This window comes from Microbacterium sp. AK031, assembly GCF_024807145.1.
GTDB lineage: Bacteria > Actinomycetota > Actinomycetes > Actinomycetales > Microbacteriaceae > Microbacterium.
Genome location: NZ_JANUCA010000009.1, coordinates 64,234 through 84,872 on the forward strand (window position 1 = coordinate 64,234; position 20,639 = coordinate 84,872).

Below are 20,639 nucleotides of genomic sequence, written 5' to 3' on the forward strand. Positions count from 1 at the left end.
GACGTCTGGGGGATATCTGGAGAAAGTGCCGACGGTTCTCCGCGTGCCTCACGCCCTTCCTGTGGATAACTTCCGAGGTCATCGGCTGATTCTTGCGAGGATGCCCGTGTGAGCCAGAGCACCCTCGTCGTCGCCGAGCGCGTGCGCAGACGTCTGCGTGCGGAGCGGACCGATCCATCTCTGGCGCCGGACGAGGCCAGGCGCGTCGCTCAGGCAGAAGTTCGACGGCACAACGACCTCGCGCTGTCGCGTGGGGAAGAGACGATCGACGACGAGACGGCGTGCGTACGCGACGTGCTCGCATCGGTCAGCGGGTTCGGGCCCCTTCAACCACTCCTCGATGATCCCGACGTCGAAGAGATCTGGTTGAACGGGCCCGACCGCGTCTATGTCGCCCGCGACGGTGTGTCCGAGCGGATCCCGCTCCGGCTCACCGATGCGATGGTGCGCGATCTCGTGGAACGGATGCTGCAGGCTACGGGCCGTCGCGTCGACATCAGTCAGCCGTTCGTCGATGCGTCCCTACCAGACGGCTCGCGACTGCACGTCGCGATCGCGGACGTCGTCAGAGGTTCATGGGCGGTCAACATCCGCAAGTTCCTCCCTCGTTATCGCACGCTGCAGGGTCTCGTCGAGCTGGGAACACTGCCGGCGAATGTCGCGGAAATGCTCAGCAGAGCGATGCGGGACGGCCTCAGCGTGATCGTCTCGGGCGCGACCCATGCGGGCAAGACCACTCTGCTCGGTGCGCTGCTCGCCTCATGCGCGGACACCCAGCGCATCATCACCGTCGAGGAGACGTTCGAGCTCGCGGTCGACGGTCCGGATCTCGTCGCGCTGCAGGGTCGTCAGGCGAGTCTGGAAGGCAGTGGCGAGATCACGCTGCGCCGGCTCGTGAAAGAAGCGCTGCGCATGCGGCCCGATCGCCTGGTCGTCGGTGAGGTGAGAGACGCGGAGGCGTTGGATCTCGTGCTCGCCTTGAACACCGGTGTGCCTGGCGCGGGCACTGTCCACGCGAACTCGGCCGTCGAAGCGCTCGAGAAGCTGACCATCCTGCCCTTGCTCGCCGGACGCAACATCGACCGATCGTTCATCGCACCCGCTCTTGCAGCCTCGGTCTCCCTGGTCGTGCACTGCGCGCGTGACGCAGCCGGTGGTCGCCACGTCGTGGAGGTGATTGCGCCGACAGGCGAGGTCGTGGAGGGGCGTATCATCACCCGATCGCTGTATCGTGCGGAGCCACCGGTATGACGTTACTGGTCGGTGCGATCCTCGCGGCGGGGCTGCTGCTGTGCGCGTCGCCGTGGCTGTGGCCGCAACGTGAGAAGACCGAACGCCCGCTGGGCCGAGGCGGATGGCTTGCGCGCCTGATGGACGAGGCGGGCTACGCGGCGATCCGGCAACGCACCGTCGTGGTGGTCATCATTGCGATCGCGCTGGCCGCGGCGGCCACAGCATGGCTGGTCACCGGGATTCCGACACTCGCGGTCCTCGCCGTGATCGGTGGAGCATCCGCTCCCATCGCGTTCCTGCGGTCGCGCCGCCTGCGGTTGCTCAAAGCCCGCAGGCAGCTGTGGCCGGATGTCTGCGATCTTCTCATCGCGTCGATCCGCGTCGGACTGTCCCTGCCGGATGCGGTGGCCTCACTGGCAGAGTCGGCGCCCGCGATGGTGCGTCCGGCGTTCGTCGTGTTCGCCAGGGATCTGCATTCGACCGGTCGCTTCGAGAGCAGCATCGAGAGACTGAAGACCTCGCTCGCAGATCCCATCGCCGATCGGATCATCGAGACCCTGAAGATGGCACGTCAGGTGGGTGGTACCGAACTCACCGGGGTGCTGCGGGCGTTGTCATCATCGGTACGCGCGGATGCCGCGTTGCGCGGCGAGGTCGAGGCGCGGCAGTCGTGGATTCGCGGTGCTGCGGTGCTGGGCGTCGTCGCACCCTGGGTCATCCTCGGGCTGCTGGCGCTGCGGCCCGAGGGAGCGCAGGCGTACACGAGCCCGGAGGGCGTGCTCGTCATCTGTGGCGGCGCGGTGGTCTCGGTCGTGGCCTTCCGCATCATGGTGCGCATCGGACGGCTGCCCGAGCCCAGGCGGTGGTTCGCATGAGCGGTGTCACGGATGCCGCGATGGCGATCCTGCTCGGCGGGCTGCTCGCTGCCGGAATACTGTGCATCCTCGCGGCGGCTCCGCGATGGGGTGCTGCGTCCTTGACCACGCGCATCGCTCCATACGTGCGGGATGCCGTCGACGATGCGGTGCTGCCGTCGGGGATTCTCCCGAGCGTGGGCGTTCTGCCTCTGCGTACGGGAAGCGTGTGGGAGCGGCTGAAGCACTCGTTCGTGCGTGGGCTGGGCGGCAGCGACGCGCTCGCGTTGCGGCTCGCGCAGGCGGGAATCGAGGAGGCGCCGGCGTCGTTCCGTGCGCGCCAGCTCGCATGGGCGGTGACGGGATTCGGCATCGGGTGCGCGCTCGTCATGGTCCTTGCGCTGACGGGGCGCGTGACGCCACCTGCCGCAGTGCTTCCCGTGCTGGTCGCCGCTGCGAGTGCTGTCGTCGTCGACGTGCTGCTCACTGCGCGCGTCAAGGCGCGGTTGAGGCGACTGAGCGACGAGTTGCCGACGACGCTGGAGTTCCTTGCGCTGTGCCTGTCGGCGGGTGAGGGCTTCCTCGACGCGCTGCGTCGAGTCGCCGCAATCGGCTCCAGCGAGCTCACGCACGAGCTGCGTCAAGTGGTGCTCGTGGTGGGGACCGGCTCATCCCTGGCGGATGCTCTCGCGGAGATGGCGGCACGGCTGCGCTTGCCCGGGCTGTCGCGCGCGGTCGACCAGGTGATCGCCGCGCTCGAGCACGGGGCGCCGCTCGCGGGAGTGCTGCACTCACAGGCCGCAGATGCGCGCGAAGACGCGAAGCGGGTGCTCATCGAACAGGCAGGGCGTCGCGAGATCTACATGATGCTGCCACGCAAGATTGGATTTACACCTTACTGATGGATAACCTCGTGACGCCCAACTGCCCTAAGTGTCTAGAACGGATGGAGCCTCGCGCGGCGTGGTGGTTCTGCCAGACGTGCCACGTCTACGTGGGGGTCTAGCGAGGTGATGACTTCGCCCCACGATATCCTTCGCCTGTGTCCGAGACTGGGATGCGCGAGACACACCGGGGCCCCACTGAGCAGGCCACGTGCAATCCTGTGACAGCATCAAATGATGCCCACACTCAGACTTGCTCGCGCCGTCCCGATCGAGTCCCGGCACATTACGACCTCTTGGAGCGAAAAGTGAGCGATGCGATCGAGCCCGTCGAAGAGTTGCTGAACCCAGGTGCCCCAACACCTCCGGTCACTTCTGATGAGGCGGGGGCTGACGGAGAGACCGCGCTCCCTCCGCTGACCCTTGAGCTGTTCAGGACAGCCGCCAAGGAGTTCGCTGCCGAACTCACTGTGACTCCTCTTCCCAGTCTTTATGGCGCGACGGACGGCAAGGCGGTGGGCACCAAGGTCGAAGCAATGTTCAAAGAGCATCTGCAGTCTCGCTACGACTTGGCCGTTGGCAACGCTGCCAACGGGCTCGATTTCCCGTCGCTGAATCTTGATCTGAAGGTGACGTCCAAGAAGCAACCTCAGTCGTCGTCTCCGTTCCGCGCCGCCACGCAGAAGATCTATGGCCTCGGCTACAGCTTGTTGGTCATCGTCTACGTCAAGCGGGACGAGGCAAGCGAACAAGCGGCTTACCTCGACATTGAGAACGTCATCTACATCGACAAGTCACGCACGAGCGATTACACGCTAACTAAGACGATCCGCGAGATCATCGCCGACGGAGATACCGACGCACGAGACGCGATCATCGACGATCTCGATGCCCTGCTGCAAGACAAGAATGTCCCTCTAGACGAGGTCAGCCGACGCCAGCTTGCTGAGCGCTTAATTGATGACATCCCCGAGCAGGGTGTGTTGACCATCTCGAATGCGCTTCAGTGGCGACTTCAGTACAGCCGTGCCATTAGCACTGCGACCGCGAAGACCATCGGCCCGGAAGTGGAGGATCTTCGTGCCTAATAACGAGTTCGGTGACTTTCAGACACCCCTTGGCCTCGCGACTCAGTGCCTCAAGGTGCTTGGGCTGCCCGAGAACGCCCGCGTATTCGAGCCGACTTGCGGCCTAGGGGCGTTCCTCGAAGCGGCAGCTGAGGTCTCCCCGGCATCGGAGCGGTTTGGCGTCGAGATCAACGCCGAGTACGCTGCCGGAGCCTCCCAATGGGGCAAGGTAACCACCGCGAATGTCTTCCAGTTCGCGCTGCCAGACGCGGCGACGTGGGAAACCGACGGTCCCTTGTTCGTCGTTGGGAACCCACCGTGGGTCACTGCCGCAGAGTTGAAGCGGATGGACTCGGATAACGTTCCCCCGAAGGAGAACATTAAGAAAGTCAAGGGACTGGACGCACTGCTCGGTTCATCGAACTTCGATGTTTGCGAATACATCATCTTGAAAGCTCTTCGCGAGTTCTCAAGCCAGCCGTTCGTTCTCGGGATGCTGTGTAAGACGCAGGTTGCGCGCAACGTGATTGATTACGCCGCGAGCATCGCTCTGCCAATCGCCAATGCTGCCGTCTATCGGATCGATGCAATGCGCTGGTTCGATGCCGCGGTAGACGCGTGCTGGTTCACCATCGAGGTCAATCCTGCGGTCGAGCCGAACTACACGGTTGCGATGTACGAAGATGTCTTCAAGCCCGAAGCGCCGTCAACTGGTCGGTTTGGTGTCGTGGATTCACTTCTCGTTGCGAATGTGGACAAGTACATTGCCGTGCGCGAGGCCGACGGTAAGTCGCCTTACGTGTGGAGATCGGGCATGAAGCATGACGCCTCAAGCGTTTTCGAGCTCGTCGCAACTCCGCAGCCAACGACGAAGGCTGGCCAGCAGCTCGATCTCGAACCTGAGTACGTCTTCCCGCTCCTCAAGTGCACCGACGTCTTTCGCGGTCGGCATCGTGAGCACACGAAATGGGTGATCGTGCCTCAGATGGAGTTCGGGGCAGCGACCAACCACCTCGAAACGACCGCGCCAAGGCTCTGGTCCTACCTGGAGTCGAACGCGGCAGCAATCGACGGTCGCAAATCGTCGATCTATCGAAACCGTCCAAGGTTCTCTGTCTTCGGCCATGGCGCTTATACCTTCGCCCCGTACAAGATCGCAATCTCTGGGCTTCATAAGGAGCCAATCTTCAGGCTTATCGCCCCGCTCAACAACCAGCCGGTGGTTTTGGATGACACGTGCTACCTGTTGCCGTTCGAGGATCCGACGGAGGCGGTCGTTGTAGCGTCGATTCTGAATAGCCCTCAATGCATCGCTTTGATCGAGTCCCTGGTCTTCTGGGATTCCAAGCGTCCCATCACGAAGAAACTGCTCTCAAGGATCGACATCAATAAGCTCCCCGTCGACGCGGAGACCATCATCGCCAACGCAGCGGACCTGGCCGAGGAATACGGACTCTCCTTTGACTCGGCGAAGGCTTCATCCTTGATCGGACGCTTGGGTGAGCAGGCAGAGAGCGAGTTGGCGCTCTTCTGACGTTGGGTGGACGAAACTTCACCCCTGAATTCCATTGGCAGGGAGGGGCTACATGGCGCAACGAGTTGATCCCGAGTGGGCGAAGCAAGTTCTCGAGTGGTGGGTCAAGAACGCCGACGCCGCGCTTCGCGAAGGACGAAGTCGTCGCGAGTATGAATTCTGCTCCTCCGGCCATGCGACCGACAAGCTGTTGGCGCGCGAACTCCAAACTCGCCGAGTCATCAAGGTGGTCCTGAACCTGGCGAAGGTCGACGCCCTAGTACGTCCTCTCGGTCAGCACAACTTCGTCGAGCTACAGACTGGCCTCGATCTAGCGCGACGCGCATTGGGGCACCTTGCCACCGCTGCCGAGACGGCGCAGTACATCAGTGGGAGCTCTGCTCCGACTATGGCCGCTGATTCTTTGCACCCACTGGTTTGGGACTCGGCAGCGCGGCTGTGGGGCGATGATCACCACGGTGCAGCGGTCCAACGAGCTGCAACGTTCCTGAACGCTCATGTCCAAGATCTCACCGGCCGCAGGGACCTATCGGACAGTGCTCTCATGGCTCAGGTCTTCTCACTGAGCCCTGCAGAACCGGGTAAGCCTCGTCTGCGGTGGCCGGGCGAGGACGCCGATCTCACCGTTAGAGCAATGCGCTCGGGGATGCTGCAGTTCAGCCAAGGGTGCTTCATGGCGATTCGAAACCCCGCGACGCACAGGACGAACGAAGTCACGGCCCAAGAAGCGCTTGAGCAACTCGCTGTCTTGAGCACGTTGGCGCGCTGGGTAGATCAGTGCGAGCTGATCGAGATTTCTATCGGGTTGTGAAGCTCTAGCAATTCCTTGTCAGGAGAACATCTGGCTCAGCACGTCAATGTCACCGGCATAAATCGCCTGCTGGATCACATCGACGTGCGCCGGGATGGTGAACATGCCGGACAACTCGTCGGCCTAGATCGCAGGCACGGCGTCAATGTCGCCCCTATCAAGCGCCTGCTGGCTCAGCCCCCGGTGAAGCCGCTTACGGAGACCTGAAACCCAGCGGCCTCGCAGGCTTCGAACACCCCCTGTCCAGCGGGGGTGCCTTCGTCTAGGAAGATGTTGGTCGGATCAATGCCCTGAACCGCTGGCACTTCCCCTTTGAGAGCCGCGAGCGCCTCGGCTACGGGTCCTTCGTCGGCAGATGGGATGTTGCCGAGAACGCGCGACGCAAGAGCATTCCAGCCACTCCTCTCTTGCTGACCCATGCGGTCCTCATTGAACGCGACAGACGTGTTCAGCAAGATGGTCTGGACATCGCCGAATGCCGCACAGGTAACCTCGTCCTGCGCTGCCGTTGTCTCTGCTGCTGCCGGTTCCGGCGTGGTGTTGACGGTCGGCGTCGGTGAGGAGTCAGCCGCTTGCGGTTCTGACGTGGCGGTGCACCCGGTGAGCGCGGCAGCCCCCAGGACGAGTGCGGCAATGGTCGTACTGAGCTTCGCTGATGTGGACATGGCGCTCTTTCGGTTGATGTGACTCATAGTCATCTAATTTTGCTTGCATACTTCCTCTGTAGCAAAACCTGAAGGGTGTTCTGCGGCGTCGTAGTCCGGTGAGGCGGGGCTGACCCCGTCAGAGACTTCAACGCGGTTCGCAGCAGGGGCGCTTTCGCCAGTCTCTGCCGCGTGCTTGCAAACGTAGAGCATCGCGTCGTTGGCGATCTGCTGCGCCTGCTCATTGCTGGTCTCGATGGGCACATAGATCACTGCCTTCCGTGCAGACATGCTGACGCTCTCGAAGGCAATTCCTGATTCGTTGAGGAAGGCCTCCAAATCGAGCGGGGCGGACTCAGCGGCAGGCAGGGGCGTGGAAGGCCCGGTCGGATCGGTTTGCGTTGGTTGGGATGCCGCCGAGGGGTCCATGTCGCCGCTCGGGTTGATCAGCGCGCTGATGCCGCCAGCGGCAATAAGCGCTGCGATCAGCCAAACCCACCACTTCATGTACCACGCCTTTCCGGACGTGGCTGCTGACGACTGTGGTGACTGCTCGGACATGCGTGACGCTCCCTCGTTATGTGACTCATAGTCCGTGGACTCATTGTCACCTTAGCGTCAGCGTTGAAGGATGTCCGTTCCACCCCACCGAGCTGCGTTCGGCGCCCGCGTGCGCGAACTCAGGACCGGGCATGGCTGGTCTCAGGAGGACTTCGCCCATCACGCTGGTCTCGACCGCACTTACGTCTCTGGCATTGAGCGCGGCACTCGGAACCCGACGTTAGACATCATCCACCGCCTCGCACTGGCGCTCGACGTACCAGCCGCTGACCTTCTCGCGTAGACAGCAAGAGACCCCCGGCCACATGGCTAGGGGTCTCTATTGTCCTGCCGTGGGATCAGCGAGCCTTCGGCGCGGGAGCGGGCTTCTTGGCCGGGGTCGATTTCGGAGTGGACTTCTTGCGCTCAGCAGTGAGCTCCCAGCCAGTCGGGAGGGTGCCCACGTTGGCGCTGGCACGCTCGACCAGCGCGTCAAAGTCGCCAGCCTCGATGGCCTCAGAGAACGCCTGCCACGCGATGGCGCGCATCGCCTTGTAGCGTGCCTTCTGGATGTCGATGTCGTGGTCGGCAATGATGCGCTTGATGCCTGCGTCGACGATGTCCAGCACCTCCAGCGCCTCGACCTCCTCGACGGTCTCGATGTCCTTGGTAGCGGGCTTGGTGGTGGACTTGATTGCCATGATGTGTGCTCCTGAGTCGTGGACCCTATATCGAACAACTGTTCGAACATGAGCAAGCTTTGCCAGGCTCGATCGTCACCACCAAATCGGGATCGATGGGCCTACTCTGGGCATCTAGAAGGCATAGGCGACTCGCCGTGGGCATGCGGCACACGGCGTAGTCGTACCTTTCCGCCTGACAGCAAACACGGCGCTCAGGTGCCTGCGTGGTGTGGCCGGGGGTACGGCTGGCCTGCATGTCTCTGCGCCCGTCTCTCAGCGTCCCGCTGGCTCGCCAGCAGCTCGTGGCTTAGGTGCCGGGTGGCCCCAGACAGCCCGAGACTCCTAGGAGCCAGGGTGCCGGTGGTCAGGCGGTGGGTGGTTCCTGACCGGGCTGTACCGTCTTGACGACATCATCCTTCACGAACATGGTCATCACAGTAGGGAGCGGATTGTCCACCGCCGCGAGAGTGATTGAGGGGTCAATGTATGCATCGATGCCCTTGTCGCCAGCACCGTTCCCCCAGACGAAGAGACGAATGCCATGCACGCTCATTGACACACGCAGCCCGCTCTCGTGCGGGTACTCGACAGTCGTGTTCCGGCGCGCGGCTTCCTTCTCGAAGAGCTGGGATGTTGGGGCGTAGTGATAGCCATCCCCGATAAGCCCCTCGCGCATGAGGCCATCAATGGCATCAGCGAACGCCGTCACGGTCATGCCTGCCAATGCGAACAGTGGGGTGAAGTGGAGGACGATCTCAATCGAATGGGCATTATTGGAGCGGGAGAAGCCCTGCTGAATAACACGCTGACGAGCGCTTGCGTAGATGAGGTAGTGCAACCTCAACTGATCGGACGAGAGGCGGGACACCACAGTTGACCACGCCACTCCCGCGTCACTCGTGCCCGTCGCGTCGCGAGATGAAGCGAGCACACCGCTCAGGTACTCTGCGACAACCTCGCTGTCCGAGTATTCCGCGCTGGCGAACACTTGGGACGCGACGCGAGGGTTCGCGATACCAGGGTCCTCTCCTTTGGTCTCTCGCGCCTTAGCGCGCTTCTCAGTCTTCTTGAGGAGCCGTTCCATGTTCTGTTCACGGAGCCTGTCGGCCCAGTTCGCACCGATGACATCGGCGGAAGGGCCGAACAGTCGTGTCAACAGACTGCCTGCTGCCTTCGCGGCCTCGTCAGCGAACGAGTCAGTTGCCTTTGCGGCATGAGCTCCGGCGCTAACTATCGCCGGGGAGATCGGGTCCATATCGGCAAGGATATGGCTGACCGCCGACGTTGGGTCAGGACGCGCCGAACTCGAAGCCGTCATTCCCATTCATGCCTGCCGCTTCCGGCGCGATGTGAGGTAGACCCGATTCAGGCTGTGGTCGATGCATATGCGCGGCGCACGGTGGACTCCTGCCAGCGGGGCAGACCCGTAGGCGACAGCACGCCCTCAGCAGTCAGCATGTCCGCGATACGGCAGAAGCTGAGGCCCTCATCCCCCCGAGCGGTGACGATGCGTCGGAGCACTCCAGCCGGTATGGCAGTGCGGCGTCCGTTGTGCTCGCCCCTTGCCTTTCGTGCGGCCAGCGCTTCACGGGTACGGGTAGCGATCAGATCACGCTCCAGCTCGGCGAAGGTGGCGAGCATGTTAGCCATCGCCCGTCCACCCGGTGTGGTGAGGTCGAGCGCGTTGTCTAGTACGACCAGCGCCCACCCTTGCGTGACTGCCGAATCGATGATGGCGGACGCATGCCGTACTGACCGGGCGAGGCGGTCGAGCTTGGCAACCATCAGCCCGTCGAACTGCCCCGCAGACAGCATGTCCAGGCCACGGCGCAACTCGGGGTTAACGTGCTTGCCCGAGCATCCCAGGTCGCGGAACAGCTCGTAGGTCCAGCCCCGGCGCTCGCACGCCTCCTTGAGTGCAGCTTCCTGTGCTTCGACTCCCAGCCCGGAGCGCTCCTGCTCCTCGGTGGACACACGGACGTAGGCGATCATGTGCTTGGTCATGCGGCGTCCCTAGATCGAAGGTGTGTGAGGGGTGAAGTGCTGGTGGCCGCATGAGAACGTGACCAGCACGCCGCGTGTGGGGACGCCTGCGACGTCGACCGTGGCCCACTCGTTGCGCTTGATGGTGGCGTTGCCGTGGCGACGGCGGTGGAAGCCCATGACCTCGGTGGGATAGAGCTTGGCCAGAGCCGACTTTTCGACTGCTGTGTAAGGACCGGCGTTGCAGGTGGTGGTTGCCATGATGTGGACCCCTTGGCGGTGATGGACTGAGGCGGAACCGGACGGGAGCGCCTTGTGCCTGAAGCTTGCCTGAACTCCCGACTGCTTCGCAAACTGCACACTCTAGATGCGTTCTGAGTGACATTCTGATGTATGCGTGAAGAGGACCCCTCCCCGAAACCTGACTCAGGACAGGCGTACGGAGAGGGGTCCAGCGCTGGGTCACCACTCCCAGCAGGGTGAGGGCAAGATGGGGATAGAACCCTCACCCGGTCCAATCACTCGATCGGCGACGAGTACGTGATGCTGTTGCTGAGGTTGAATGCGCCTCCGCTGGTGTTCGCCTCGACGTGCGCGAGTGCCGCCGCAGTCTCAGCCGTGTCGGGGTGCGCGGCCTTGTACACGTCGACCACGTCGAGCCACAGGCTGTTCCGTGCGCGGGTGCCGATGGCGTGGGCCATCTCGTCGTCTCCGTTGCCGATGGCGTCGTTCAGCACGTCCATGGCCTCGTTCTTGTCGGTGATCTTGCGCACCCGGTCCGAGGCGTCACGACGGAGCAGCACGCTGTTCGCGTCGGCGGGCTGGTTCCCGCGCAGTTCCTTCTCGAGCTTGGACTTCAGCCCGGCGATGTAGGACTCCTGCTGCCCCTTCAGATCGTCGAGCTTGGCTCTGGTGGCCTTGGCGAGCGCTTCCCGCTTCTCCTTCTTGGCGAGGTCGCTGATCATCTCGTCATCCAGGATGGCCTGCTTCGCGGTGCGGTGGGCCTCCTGGATGGTGGCCGCGCTGTCCTTGTAGCCGAACAGCGCCGAGAGCAGGGCCTTCTCGACGGATGCGGTAGTTGACTTGCTCATGATGGGTTTCCTTCTGCTTCTACTTGGTTCCGGGAGACCGTCCCGGCGCGGTGTCTGTGGGGGTGTTGCGGGTGTCTCGCTCAGCGGTCCTCTGCGTCTCGCTGGGTCGTTGGCGTGGTGCGGCCTAGCTGCTGGCCTACCGGGGTGGTCCCGGGAGCGTCCTGCGACCGGCAGGCTGTTTGCCTTTCTGCGTGTGTCGATGCCCTCCCCAAAAACCCATTCGTACGTCTGCCGCGGTGGCGTAGGCATCGCACAGGTCGAGCACCCTGCAACCGGCGCAGAGCGACTCGCAGAAAGCGTGATCCTCCGGGCTGAGCCGCTCGGCGGTCGTGAACATTGGGTCGTCACGGCAAGGAGGCTCGTAGTCCTGCAGAGCGGCATCGAGCGCATCCCAGGCCGTCAGGGCTACCTCGACGTAGGGGTTCTCGATCTCGGCTGTCTCGGTACGGGTGGTGTCAGTCATGATCTAGATGCCCTTGTCGAGTCGGGGTTGTCTTGCGTTTGCCGGGAGACCGGCGGGGTGCGCGTACAGAGAGGCGTCGCGTGCGTTTCGTGCGTGTGGTGTGGCCCTTCCGGTGCGGTGGAGTACTCGGCCACACAGCCGGTGAGCTCATCACGTGACGCCCTTCAGCCGAGGGCAGGTGGGATCGTGGAGGATCGAGACGTGGTGCACCCCGAACTGATCCCGCGTCACCTCACCCGCGACGGAGTCACAGTCGGGGCACTTGTATGACCGTGCGTACGCGACCGCTCCATGGTTCAGGCGTGAGTCCCTGGCCATTGCTCGACGCTCTCGACGGTTCATCGCCGTCTCCGAGCGGTCGCGCGCTTGGTATTACCCCTTGAGTTGCGTGAGTTGGTGTTGCTTCCAACTCCCCCCAAATCAGGGGTATTGACATCAAGTGAACCTTTGGCAAATCTCAACTCAGGCAACTCAGGGGTTGCAGTGTTTACCGCGTACTTGCCAGCGCCGTTTTTCGAGGCCAGGCCACGGGAATGCAGCCGAGAGAGCGCGTTCCGTACCGACTGCTTCGAGGCGGTGGCCTTCGGGTCACGCTGGTAGACCTCGTACGCCTCGGCGGGCGTCATCGGGCCGTGCAACCGCAGGAGTTCCATGAGATCGGAGTTGAGGTCGCCCTGTTTAGCGACCTTCTCCTGTCGGTGCTGCTCCATAGCGTTCATTCGGGACTCGGCGAGACTGGTGCCGTCGAACTCCCAGCCGTGCTCGCCCAGCACGATGGCGTACTCGTCTCCCTCGATGTCGCGCAGCTCGCAGATGAGCGTCGCCTCAGGGTCACGTCTAGACGCACGGTTGAGCGCGAGGATGCCATCCACGGCAGCAGTCAGGCCGTGCGTCCCGGAGGAAGCATCGACACTGTCGCCCTCCTTGGCCTTCCGGTTGTGGTGCACAACGATGATCGACGTGCCCGGGTCCTCGGCGCACAGCGTCTGCAAGGGCTGGAGGGTGCTCTTCTCATGCTGGAACTGAGTCATGTCCCGTGGACGGCTCCCCATGACGCCTGAGAGTGTGTCGAGGATGACCAACGGCGACTCGCCCCGGTGCTTCTCCAGGAAGGTGCGCAGCACGTTGAGCGCGGTGTCGGGATCGGTGTGGTACTCGAAGTTGTCAGGAAGCCTCCGCACCCCGATCGTTTTGAGACGGCTCTGAAGCCGACGTTCACCGGACTCCAGATCGAGCAGGAGTACCGGGCGCTCGCGCACCTTGACGACTCCGAGCACCTTCATGCCGGTGGCGCACGCAATAGCGATACCGAGTGTGAGCATGCTCTTGCCGATCTTGGGAGCCGCGATCAGCAGGTGGCACCCGTCCGGGATGACCCCCGGCACGATCCAGTCGAGCTCGGGGAACTCCTGTGACAACAGGTCGTTCGCCTTCTTGGGAGCGGGGTTCATCAGCGCCTCGGCCTCGCTCTCGTGGAACGTGGTGTCTTTGACTACGGCCCGAGGCGTGGTGCGCCTCTTCCGAGTCGCCTTGTTGGGGGTCTTGGCGGGGGTCACTTGCGTGGTCCTTTCTGTACGGACTCGACCACACGGCGAGCTTCGAAGGGGGCGAAGCCGATGTCTTCAGCGGCTTCTATCAGGCGTTCGATGTGGCGGGTGCCGCCTCGGCCTTCATGGACTCGACGTGCCGCCCAGTGCACGCCGTCGTGACGCTCGCCCTGCGGCAGAGTGCGGACCCACGCGACCAGGCCGCTGATGTCGTAGGTGCCGTCCCGCTCGTGGCGCTCCCGGGGCATCTCGAGTACCAGCCGTGCTAGTTCGAAGCTCATGTGCGCGATAGGCCGACGGTTCCACTTGTAGGGTTGGCCCGTGTCGGGGTGGGTGCTCGGCGGCATCACCAGATAGCCGTTGGTTTTGAAGTCGATGCCGGAAGGCAGCTTCAGGCCACTGACGTGCTCCCACGGACGGACGTAATACAGGTGCCAGCCGCCCGATCCGCTCCGCGTGGTCAGCGTCGGCGCGAGCGGCGCACCCGCTACCTGCTCTAGCGCCCGACGCGAGCCACCGTTACGCGGGTCGATATCGAACACCACGACGTTGTTGGGCACGGGGCAACCGATGTTCCAGTCATGTTCAGCCCACCATTCGCGAATCCGCTTCCGGCTTATGGTGGCGTCGTGCACCCCGTGCGGCGTGAGGCCGGTCGTGGGTTTCTTGCCGTTGAGCGGCAGTACAGACCATCCCGCTTCAGCCAGCTCCAGGGCGTGGCGCTGCATGCTACTCACCGGTCCGCCTCGCTGTCGTCTCTGAGGTCGTCCTCGTCGTCCGGCTCGATCACGATCTTCAGGTTGTGTGGCTCGTCCCGCGCGAAGTAGAGCACTCCTTGACATTCCTCACACTCCGAGTGCGAGCGCCACAGGGCATCCAACCCCCGGTTGAGGCCGTCCTGGTCGGGCCAGGTGGAGACGTCGTTCTGGTCACCGTGCAAGTGGATGATTCCGAAAGGCTCACTGACGACACCCGGGAACAGCACTACGTGAGTCGCCCACGGCTCGAACCATGTTGGGTTAGGTCCGTGATCGCGCACCTGTTCGGTCTCGAACTTCGACAGCCCCGGCTTGCTCGGGTACAGCACATCGACGTTCACGACAGTCCCTCATCGTCGTCTTCTTCGTCCTCGATCTGCATCAAGAACCGGGGAGGCTCGTCCGGTCCGAAGATGAACACGCGGTCCCAACTCTGTGGCCACTTCCACTTGCCCTTGTAGGTGAAAGCCTCAGCCAGCGCACGGTGCAGACTCTCCCGATCCGGGAAGCCCAGAACGTCGATCTCGCCGTAGTGAGGGATGATGGCGTAGGCATAAGCGCCAGGCAGGTCGCCGATGAAGACTGCGGCTGTGGTCTCAGCCAGGGCGGACTGTTGCGCCACGGGCCAGGTTTCGGTGGGTCCTGATCCCTGCGCGTTCACTTCGCCCCCCGCAGGAGGCCCGAGATCCGCTTGATCTGAGGGGGCTTGAGCGGTGGTGCAACGGCGAGAGCGCGATTGATCGCTGATGCGATCTTCGCCTCCGCCAAGTTGCCGCGTGCAACCTGCTCGGCTTCGGCGTCATGCATGCGCACGGCGGTCATTACGTGACCGCGCGCCTGCTCTGTGGTCAGGGGTTTAGAGGTTGGCACGGGAGCTTTCCTTCGCGGGAGTAAGAAAACTCCCGCTTAGGAGCTCGACCGAATGGCCTAGGCACGATGTGCGCGTCGAGCGCGCCCTACGCTTTGGTGCCTGAGGACCCGTACTTCTCGTTTACGCCTCGGGCTATGCCCTGGGTCTTGAGGCGACCCTCGCCGGGTCGGACGTTTGAAGTTGTAGGGCTGTAAGTCTAGTTCAGGTCTTCCAAAAACAGAATCTTCTCGCCGACATCGCGTGCCCGGTCGAGCCGGGGAACGAGCTTGTCGCCTCGACGGTCGAGCTTGGTGCCACATCCCTTGCACGCGACATCGTGGCTTCCATCTGCAGCAGAGGATTCCCCCCACAACATTGCACCAGTGATGTCTTGCACTCGCAGGTGAGCTTCGCCGTCGAGACGCTGCCAGCCTGTAGCCCCGGTCGAGGCGATCCACCGGAAACGTGCCACGATGCGCGGGGTGCGCCCTGTGCACTTGCGGCAGGCGAGCTTGACTGTGAACGACATGTAGCAAGTTTGCCCAGTCGGGGCCATCTCCGCTCGTCAGGAAGTGCCCCAAAACGAGGTATTCCCTAGCACTCGTAGGGGGAGATTCGTGGCAAATTCGTTGCGCGCCTCGGCGTGTCGTGGGCCAACAGCGCCTCCCTGCGACCGCCAGCGTCGTTGGGGTGCCGGGCTGTGGGTTGGGGTCGGCGGGGGTGCCGTTCGGACGCCAGCGGGAGACTCAGCGACGTCCGCCGAGCCAAAGCCGCGCGCGCACCGACGCTAGGCGCGCCAGACGATGCGGATCAGGTCGGGGTCAAATGGCTTGCCGCTGCCCTGCGGATCGATGACCACCTCGGCCAGGGTGTCGATGATCGCTCGCTGACTGTCGATGTGCAGAGCCGCCCATGTCTGCCGAGCCTGTGGCCCGACCACGTTTACCGGGACCCGTGCTGGCATTGACTCGGACACGGTGCGCTCATGCGCCGTACGGTCAGCCCGCAGCCGCTCGGTGATGCGGCGTAGCTGGTCGCCGGTCAACACGCCCTCGGCAAACTGATCAGCGGCTGTCGCGAGCCGTGCGTCGATGACCTCTATCGCGTTGCGAGCCTCCTGCGCGGCACCCTCATCACCCTGGCTGAAGAGCTGGCCAGCATCGGGTTGTTCGAGCCGTCGTAGGATGACCTCGGTCACGAACTGGTCCACCGGCTCCTGGATGCGGCGCACCTTGTGGCAGTCGCCGCACGCGTACGCGGCCTTGACCGGCTTGGACTTCTGCCCGGGCTTTGGCGTCCACCCCGGTAGCCGCTTGATACGCCCGCCGCACCGACCGCACACTGCGAGCCCCGACAGCAGGTGAACCGGCGTGCGACCGCCGGTGCCCTGTGCTCGACTGGGGTCGGTGAGCAGTGCCTCTAGCCGTGTGTGCACGTCCTCATTGAGGATCGCCGGGTGTGCCTTGGGGTCGAAATTGCCGACCACCTTGCCCCGGTGCGTGCGGAGTCCCGCAAGCGACGGACGGCGGATGAGTTGACGCAGCGTGATGCCTTGCCAGGGGATCGGCGTGGGGTACTCCGTCTTTTCGCGGTGCGCCTTATGGACAAGCTCCGCCGTGCGTGGCGATGGGATGCCTCTGGCGTTGAAGTCAGTGGCGATGCCCCGCAGGGAATTCCCATCCAGCACCCGGCGCGCAGCCTCACGAATGACCACAGCCTCGGCCTCAACGATGACGTCGCGGCTGCCTTCACGTCGGTACCCGTATCCGGGGCGTGCGGTGGGCAGGCCATCCGCAGCGCGTTCATCTGATGCGTCACGCTGGCGGCGGGCCTTACGCTTCGACTCGATGCGGCCCATCGCGGCACGAACGGTAGACATGAACTCGCCCGAGTCGGTAGCTGGGTCTACGTAGCCGTCACGAGCCGTGTCCCACACGACTCCTGCGACCTCGCACGCGGTGTGCAGTTCTAGCTTCTCTTCGACGTTGCGCGCTAGGCGCTCCTCCTCGGTGGCGACGATGACAGCGAACGCGCCCGCCTCGGCGTCGGCCAGCATCCGCTCGAAATCGGGGCGCTCCTTGTGCCCGAGTGCGCTGATGCCGTCGTCGGTGTAGCGCGCCACGATGCGGTAGCCGCGTGCGGCCGCGTGGCTCTCGTTCTGTGCGTGCTGGTCGGCCACCTTGTCGCGGGCGGCCACCTTCTCGCTGATGCGTGCGTAGCTCGCCGCAGGGATGGGATCCATATAGAAAGGTTACTACCTATTGCTGTTGCCTCTGGTCTTCTTGATCCTTCCGCTGAGCGTGCTGTTCGCCGTGTTCCCGGGATTGTTCATCCTGCGGCTCGGACTCGGCTGAATCGGCTGAAACCTGAATCGGCTGAAACAGCGACAAGAACCACCTATCTAGGAGAGGAATAATGATGATGAAAGCAATCGGACGCTGGTGGACAGGGCTGACCGCCGACGCCAGAGCGCTCGCCGAAGATGAGACCGGCGATGTACCCGGTTGGGTCTTGGTGACATTGATGACCGCAGGTGCAGACTTTAGACAGTGATCTAAATGGGCCCAGCGGTTTTAGCTGGAAGCCAGCTGTGAGTCGGAGGCGCGAAAGGCGTCATTCCGTGGGCGCCAGCGCTATTCGCTGGGAGAACGCTGAGCACGCTCGGCATCCCGGCGATTCGGGTGAATCCTTATCTCCGCCGCGGGGAAACGCCCCAACGCAGATTGGAAACACCCACCATGGATACAGCAATTGAGCTCGTCTACTCACGCCTCGCAACGCTTGAAAGCCAGTTCATGACCCGAGCTGCCAATGAATTTGAAGATGACAACACCCCTGACTGGGCGATCCCAATGCTTGAGGAACGCCAGCGACTGATTGACGCCGAAGATGAGCTTGAGGTGGCCAAGGACGCACTCAAGTGAACAAGCTTCACGCAGAGGCACGGAGGTCAGCTCAGGCTGGCCTCCGGGTCCACGTGGGTCCCGGAATAGACGGAGTCATCCCCGGCCTCTATGGCCTGCGACTAGGTCGCTGGGTCGAGTGGCATCCAGATGTCGATGTTCGGCTGGCCAGAGTGGACGCATTTTTCGGTCAACCAAGCTAGATCGGGATGACACGGGAGTCGGCGAAAGTCGGCTCCCTTTGTCGTTCCATCGCGGCACTGTCATAGACATGAACGCCAACGAGACCGTCCGCGCCCTGAACAAGGGCGACCACGTCATGGTCATTGCGACCGTCACCAACATCACCTTCACCAAGGGCGAGACCTACGACCTCGTGTTCCTTGGGTGGTTCGGTCCGCAACCCCTTTTTCGTCGCGAGTCCGACGGCGTGACCGTCCCCTACTTCGCGTTTGAAGCAGGGCACATCACCTTCTAGTAGTTCCACACAACCCAAGGAGAACCAGATCATGGCTACATCGAAGAAGACCAACAACCCCGACACCGACGAGACCGCCAAGGCAATCGCGTTCGCGAAGTCCGCGATCAAGGGAGTGGCGTCCGCGAGCGCCGTCCCTGAGGCCGTGAACCGCGAGAACGTCCGCGAGTTCAACAACCTCATCGAGGACCTGATCGCTGACCTCCGCCAGGTGAAGGCAGGCCACGCCAAGATGCTGCGAGTCGCGCAGTCGAGTGAGTCGCGGAAGGCCAAGGCGGAGCGCGTCAAGAAGGCACTCGCGCTTCTGGAGGCTCAGGAGAAGGAGGAGGCACCCGAGTAACTCCAGTCGACACGAAAGCCCCCGGGGTAGGCCTCGGGGGCTTTCGTCGTACCTGGCCGATATCCTCAGGGCATGACATCGGGTGAGGCGTGGCTGATAGCGATCGTGGGCGGTGCGGTCGCGGCGATCTTGGCCTCGTGGGCGCTCGCATTCTTCAGCAAGGTATTCCGAGACAGGTTCTGGGTGCCGTTGGGCAACGCGCTGCGATGGCCGTTCACCTTACGCATCACGACAGTGAACAGGATCAGGAAGGCTGGGGAGGCCGTCACCAGACTCGGCCGTGAGAACGAGAGGCTCCGCGCCGATGTTGAGAAGGCAACCAATCTTGGGGCAGCTCACGTAGCTGCGACTCAAGAGCTCGCCAAACAGGAACTCCAGGCGGCCCAGGCGCAGGCCAAGTATGAAGCGCTCGAGCAAGTTCGGCGAGGGGGAGAACTCGCCGAGACGGCGCGCGAATACGGCCGGATGCAAGGGCGAGCCGAGGCAATGGCTGAGGTCGAGGCCGAGCGCGCCGCACCACAGCTCCAGCCCCAGTGGCGGATCGAAGATGTCAAGGACAGTGACATCTTCGTACTCAAGAACACACAGCCCAGCGTTCACATCAGTGATGTGAGCCTGCTTCCGCCGATGGGAGACTTCGCGTTCAGCGGGCCGTCACAGTGGCCGGGGGCGATGGAGAACGCGATCATCTTCCACGGCGAAAGACAGGCTAATGGGCGGTCATTCGGCGTTCGATTCGTCGTGCGGTGGCGGGACCTGAACGGCGATCACAAGGTCGGAGAGATATTTCTCGACAAGGAGCAACGCCGAATGACCGTGCTCTGAGGCGAACAGTCGGCTCAGGCCAACCCACAGCCTCCGTGGGCGAGCTTTTAGGGGCTCGGCAGCACCCTCGCAAGGGGGGTCAGATTCTGGGAGCCCAGATGAGCCCGTATGGCTTCGAATCCAACTTGCCCCTATTGCCCTGGACTCAGGGCCTCAGCCAGCTTGTGCTCAGCCGCGCGCATGGTTTGGGCGGCGAGGGCTAGGGCTCGCTCGGCCCCCTTGACAGCCTTGCGAAGCTCTCGGCGGCCGCGGTCGACGGTGATCTGATAGGTCGGATCGTTGTACAAGCCGATGGATCGGATGCCGGTCTCTTCGGGGTCCACAGGGTGACGTGAAGCCTGGAACTGTGCCTCCGCTGTGTCGGCCAGAAGGCTCCGAAGGCGGAGGGTGACCGCTCCAAAGCGCTCCAGTGTGGCAAGGCTGCTGTCGTTGGCGCTCATGATGCCTCCTTCAGGAGCAGAGTGTGGAGGTCGCCGAGCGTATAGCCTTCGTCGGCCAAAAGGCCTTCGATGACGCCGGCCATAGCGGCGATGAGGACGGTCGGCTGGACGCCGGCGGCCTCAGCGTCCGTCACGGCTGCGTGGATAGCGAGCGGGTCAGCCTGAGCCGACGCGGTGATGAGGCGAGTGATGAAGGGTGTTGCTGAGGGGGTGAGGTCGGTCATGCTGGGTTCTCCTTCTTGCGGGCGCGATACTCGCGCATGTTGGCCGCGTGCGCCGCGGTGCAGCGAGGGCACCTGCAGTACCCGTTCTTGTACCTCGACGGCGTGCCATGTGGCCGCACAAGTGGCCGGCGACCGTTGCGCTTGGCGTCGGCGTAATTGTCGGCGTAGGTCCCGTACTCGAGATTGGTGGCCCGATTGTCGCTGTGCACATCGTTCTTGTGTCGAGTGAGCTGCCCGGCCGGGCGAGGACCGATGAACGCCCCAGCAACGAGTTGGTGGACCGTGCGCTGGGTCCGCCGCTCACCACGGCGGCTCAGTTGGACTTCGAGGCGGCCGGACCCGCTATTGGGGTGTGGCTTGAGGACGCCACGGCGCGAGCGGACTCGACCCTCCGAGCTCACCCAGTAGCCGGGGTAACCGGGGATCGACGCCCAGACCTCGTGAGGCAGGTTGACGACTGGCTTGGTCATGACAGGACCCCGACGAG

28 protein-coding genes are annotated in these 20,639 nt (G+C 63.3%); 11 read left to right on the forward strand and 17 right to left on the reverse strand.

Going from position 1 to position 20,639, the window contains the following annotated elements:
- The first annotated feature begins 108 nt into the window (after window positions 1–108).
- From HDC95_RS15345 to HDC95_RS15370, 6 genes are all read left to right on the forward strand, one after another.
- Window positions 109–1,251 (forward strand): CpaF family protein, encoded by a 1,143-nt coding sequence (locus HDC95_RS15345; RefSeq protein WP_259064501.1) that lies wholly within the window; start codon window positions 109–111, stop codon window positions 1,249–1,251.
- The gene (locus HDC95_RS15350) at window positions 1,248–2,108 is read left to right on the forward strand and encodes a type II secretion system F family protein (protein WP_259064502.1); all 861 of its coding nucleotides are present in this window, start codon (window positions 1,248–1,250) and stop codon (window positions 2,106–2,108) included. The genes HDC95_RS15345 and HDC95_RS15350 overlap by 4 nt, the downstream gene beginning before the upstream one ends.
- A complete protein-coding gene (locus HDC95_RS15355) occupies window positions 2,105–2,989 on the forward strand; it encodes a type II secretion system F family protein (RefSeq protein WP_259064503.1) in 885 nt (294 codons plus the stop codon). The genes HDC95_RS15350 and HDC95_RS15355 overlap by 4 nt, the downstream gene beginning before the upstream one ends.
- Window positions 2,990–3,279: 290 nt before the next feature.
- Window positions 3,280–4,059, forward strand: coding sequence for a hypothetical protein (locus HDC95_RS15360; protein WP_259064504.1), 780 nt, complete (start codon window positions 3,280–3,282; stop codon window positions 4,057–4,059).
- Window positions 4,052–5,572 carry a hypothetical protein gene (locus HDC95_RS15365; RefSeq protein ID WP_259064505.1) on the forward strand — a complete coding sequence of 507 codons (1,521 nt, stop codon included), beginning with the start codon at window positions 4,052–4,054 and terminating at the stop codon, window positions 5,570–5,572. The genes HDC95_RS15360 and HDC95_RS15365 overlap by 8 nt, the downstream gene beginning before the upstream one ends.
- Before the next feature lie 52 nt (window positions 5,573–5,624).
- Window positions 5,625–6,383 carry a TIGR02391 family protein gene (locus HDC95_RS15370; RefSeq protein ID WP_259064506.1) on the forward strand — a complete coding sequence of 253 codons (759 nt, stop codon included), beginning with the start codon at window positions 5,625–5,627 and terminating at the stop codon, window positions 6,381–6,383.
- Between the two features lie 173 nt (window positions 6,384–6,556).
- Here the strand turns inward: HDC95_RS15370 and HDC95_RS15375 are convergent, their stop codons facing one another.
- Window positions 6,557–7,075 carry a hypothetical protein gene (locus HDC95_RS15375; protein WP_259064507.1) on the reverse strand — a complete coding sequence of 173 codons (519 nt, stop codon included), beginning with the start codon at window positions 7,073–7,075 and terminating at the stop codon, window positions 6,557–6,559.
- A 6-nt stretch (window positions 7,076–7,081) separates the two neighbouring features.
- The gene (locus HDC95_RS15380; RefSeq protein ID WP_259064508.1) at window positions 7,082–7,534 is read right to left on the reverse strand and encodes a hypothetical protein; all 453 of its coding nucleotides are present in this window, start codon (window positions 7,532–7,534) and stop codon (window positions 7,082–7,084) included.
- A 124-nt stretch (window positions 7,535–7,658) separates the two neighbouring features.
- Between HDC95_RS15380 and HDC95_RS15385 the strand changes: the two genes are divergently transcribed.
- On the forward strand, window positions 7,659–7,871 hold the full coding sequence (locus HDC95_RS15385) for a helix-turn-helix domain-containing protein (protein ID WP_259064510.1): 213 nt from the start codon (window positions 7,659–7,661) through the stop codon (window positions 7,869–7,871).
- A 55-nt stretch (window positions 7,872–7,926) separates the two neighbouring features.
- Here the strand turns inward: HDC95_RS15385 and HDC95_RS15390 are convergent, their stop codons facing one another.
- The 12 genes from HDC95_RS15390 to HDC95_RS15445 form a co-directional block, all read right to left on the reverse strand.
- Window positions 7,927–8,268 (reverse strand): hypothetical protein, encoded by a 342-nt coding sequence (locus tag HDC95_RS15390; RefSeq protein WP_259064511.1) that lies wholly within the window; start codon window positions 8,266–8,268, stop codon window positions 7,927–7,929.
- A 346-nt stretch (window positions 8,269–8,614) separates the two neighbouring features.
- Window positions 8,615–9,505, reverse strand: a complete 891-nt coding sequence (locus HDC95_RS15395; RefSeq protein WP_259064512.1) for a hypothetical protein — start codon at window positions 9,503–9,505, stop codon at window positions 8,615–8,617.
- 110 nt (window positions 9,506–9,615) lie between these two features.
- A complete protein-coding gene (locus tag HDC95_RS15400) occupies window positions 9,616–10,254 on the reverse strand; it encodes a recombinase family protein (protein ID WP_259064513.1) in 639 nt (212 codons plus the stop codon).
- Between the two features lie 9 nt (window positions 10,255–10,263).
- The gene (locus HDC95_RS15405) at window positions 10,264–10,494 is read right to left on the reverse strand and encodes a hypothetical protein (RefSeq protein WP_259064514.1); all 231 of its coding nucleotides are present in this window, start codon (window positions 10,492–10,494) and stop codon (window positions 10,264–10,266) included.
- Between the two features lie 257 nt (window positions 10,495–10,751).
- Window positions 10,752–11,324, reverse strand: coding sequence for a hypothetical protein (locus tag HDC95_RS15410; RefSeq protein ID WP_259064515.1), 573 nt, complete (start codon window positions 11,322–11,324; stop codon window positions 10,752–10,754).
- A gap of 136 nt (window positions 11,325–11,460) precedes the next feature.
- Window positions 11,461–11,787 carry a WhiB family transcriptional regulator gene (locus HDC95_RS15415; protein WP_259064516.1) on the reverse strand — a complete coding sequence of 109 codons (327 nt, stop codon included), beginning with the start codon at window positions 11,785–11,787 and terminating at the stop codon, window positions 11,461–11,463.
- A 338-nt stretch (window positions 11,788–12,125) separates the two neighbouring features.
- A complete protein-coding gene (locus tag HDC95_RS15420) occupies window positions 12,126–13,343 on the reverse strand; it encodes a helicase RepA family protein (RefSeq protein WP_259064517.1) in 1,218 nt (405 codons plus the stop codon).
- Window positions 13,340–14,062 (reverse strand): bifunctional DNA primase/polymerase, encoded by a 723-nt coding sequence (locus tag HDC95_RS15425; RefSeq protein WP_259064594.1) that lies wholly within the window; start codon window positions 14,060–14,062, stop codon window positions 13,340–13,342. The genes HDC95_RS15420 and HDC95_RS15425 overlap by 4 nt, the downstream gene beginning before the upstream one ends.
- A gap of 5 nt (window positions 14,063–14,067) precedes the next feature.
- The gene (locus HDC95_RS15430; protein WP_259064518.1) at window positions 14,068–14,433 is read right to left on the reverse strand and encodes a hypothetical protein; all 366 of its coding nucleotides are present in this window, start codon (window positions 14,431–14,433) and stop codon (window positions 14,068–14,070) included.
- A complete protein-coding gene (locus tag HDC95_RS15435) occupies window positions 14,430–14,714 on the reverse strand; it encodes a hypothetical protein (protein WP_259064519.1) in 285 nt (94 codons plus the stop codon). Before HDC95_RS15435 ends, HDC95_RS15430 begins: the two co-directional genes overlap by 4 nt.
- Before the next feature lie 445 nt (window positions 14,715–15,159).
- Window positions 15,160–15,471: a hypothetical protein gene (locus HDC95_RS15440; protein ID WP_259064520.1), complete on the reverse strand. Its 312-nt coding sequence runs from the start codon at window positions 15,469–15,471 to the stop codon at window positions 15,160–15,162.
- Between the two features lie 258 nt (window positions 15,472–15,729).
- Window positions 15,730–17,184 (reverse strand): recombinase family protein, encoded by a 1,455-nt coding sequence (locus HDC95_RS15445; protein WP_259064521.1) that lies wholly within the window; start codon window positions 17,182–17,184, stop codon window positions 15,730–15,732.
- Window positions 17,185–17,680: 496 nt separating this feature from the next.
- On the opposite strand from HDC95_RS15445, the gene HDC95_RS15450 reads away from it, so the two are divergent.
- The 4 genes from HDC95_RS15450 to HDC95_RS15465 all read left to right on the forward strand — a co-directional run bounded on the left by HDC95_RS15450 (window position 17,681) and on the right by HDC95_RS15465 (window position 19,488).
- Complete coding sequence (locus HDC95_RS15450) at window positions 17,681–17,866, forward strand: hypothetical protein (RefSeq protein ID WP_259064522.1); 186 nt, start codon at window positions 17,681–17,683, stop codon at window positions 17,864–17,866.
- Between the two features lie 250 nt (window positions 17,867–18,116).
- Window positions 18,117–18,323: a hypothetical protein gene (locus HDC95_RS15455; RefSeq protein WP_259064523.1), complete on the forward strand. Its 207-nt coding sequence runs from the start codon at window positions 18,117–18,119 to the stop codon at window positions 18,321–18,323.
- 31 nt (window positions 18,324–18,354) lie between these two features.
- On the forward strand, window positions 18,355–18,663 hold the full coding sequence (locus HDC95_RS15460; protein WP_259064524.1) for a hypothetical protein: 309 nt from the start codon (window positions 18,355–18,357) through the stop codon (window positions 18,661–18,663).
- 105 nt (window positions 18,664–18,768) lie between these two features.
- On the forward strand, window positions 18,769–19,488 hold the full coding sequence (locus tag HDC95_RS15465) for a hypothetical protein (RefSeq protein ID WP_259064525.1): 720 nt from the start codon (window positions 18,769–18,771) through the stop codon (window positions 19,486–19,488).
- A 131-nt stretch (window positions 19,489–19,619) separates the two neighbouring features.
- Here HDC95_RS15465 and HDC95_RS15470 read toward each other — a convergent pair whose 3' ends face one another.
- Genes HDC95_RS15470 through HDC95_RS15480 form a run of 3 tightly spaced genes read right to left on the reverse strand, consistent with a single transcriptional unit; the run spans window position 19,620 to window position 20,622 of the window.
- The gene (locus tag HDC95_RS15470) at window positions 19,620–19,928 is read right to left on the reverse strand and encodes a hypothetical protein (protein ID WP_259064527.1); all 309 of its coding nucleotides are present in this window, start codon (window positions 19,926–19,928) and stop codon (window positions 19,620–19,622) included.
- Window positions 19,925–20,152, reverse strand: coding sequence for a hypothetical protein (locus HDC95_RS15475; protein WP_259064528.1), 228 nt, complete (start codon window positions 20,150–20,152; stop codon window positions 19,925–19,927). The genes HDC95_RS15470 and HDC95_RS15475 overlap by 4 nt, the downstream gene beginning before the upstream one ends.
- On the reverse strand, window positions 20,149–20,622 hold the full coding sequence (locus HDC95_RS15480; protein WP_259064529.1) for an NUMOD4 motif-containing HNH endonuclease: 474 nt from the start codon (window positions 20,620–20,622) through the stop codon (window positions 20,149–20,151). Before HDC95_RS15480 ends, HDC95_RS15475 begins: the two co-directional genes overlap by 4 nt.
- Window positions 20,623–20,639: the final 17 nt, after the last annotated feature.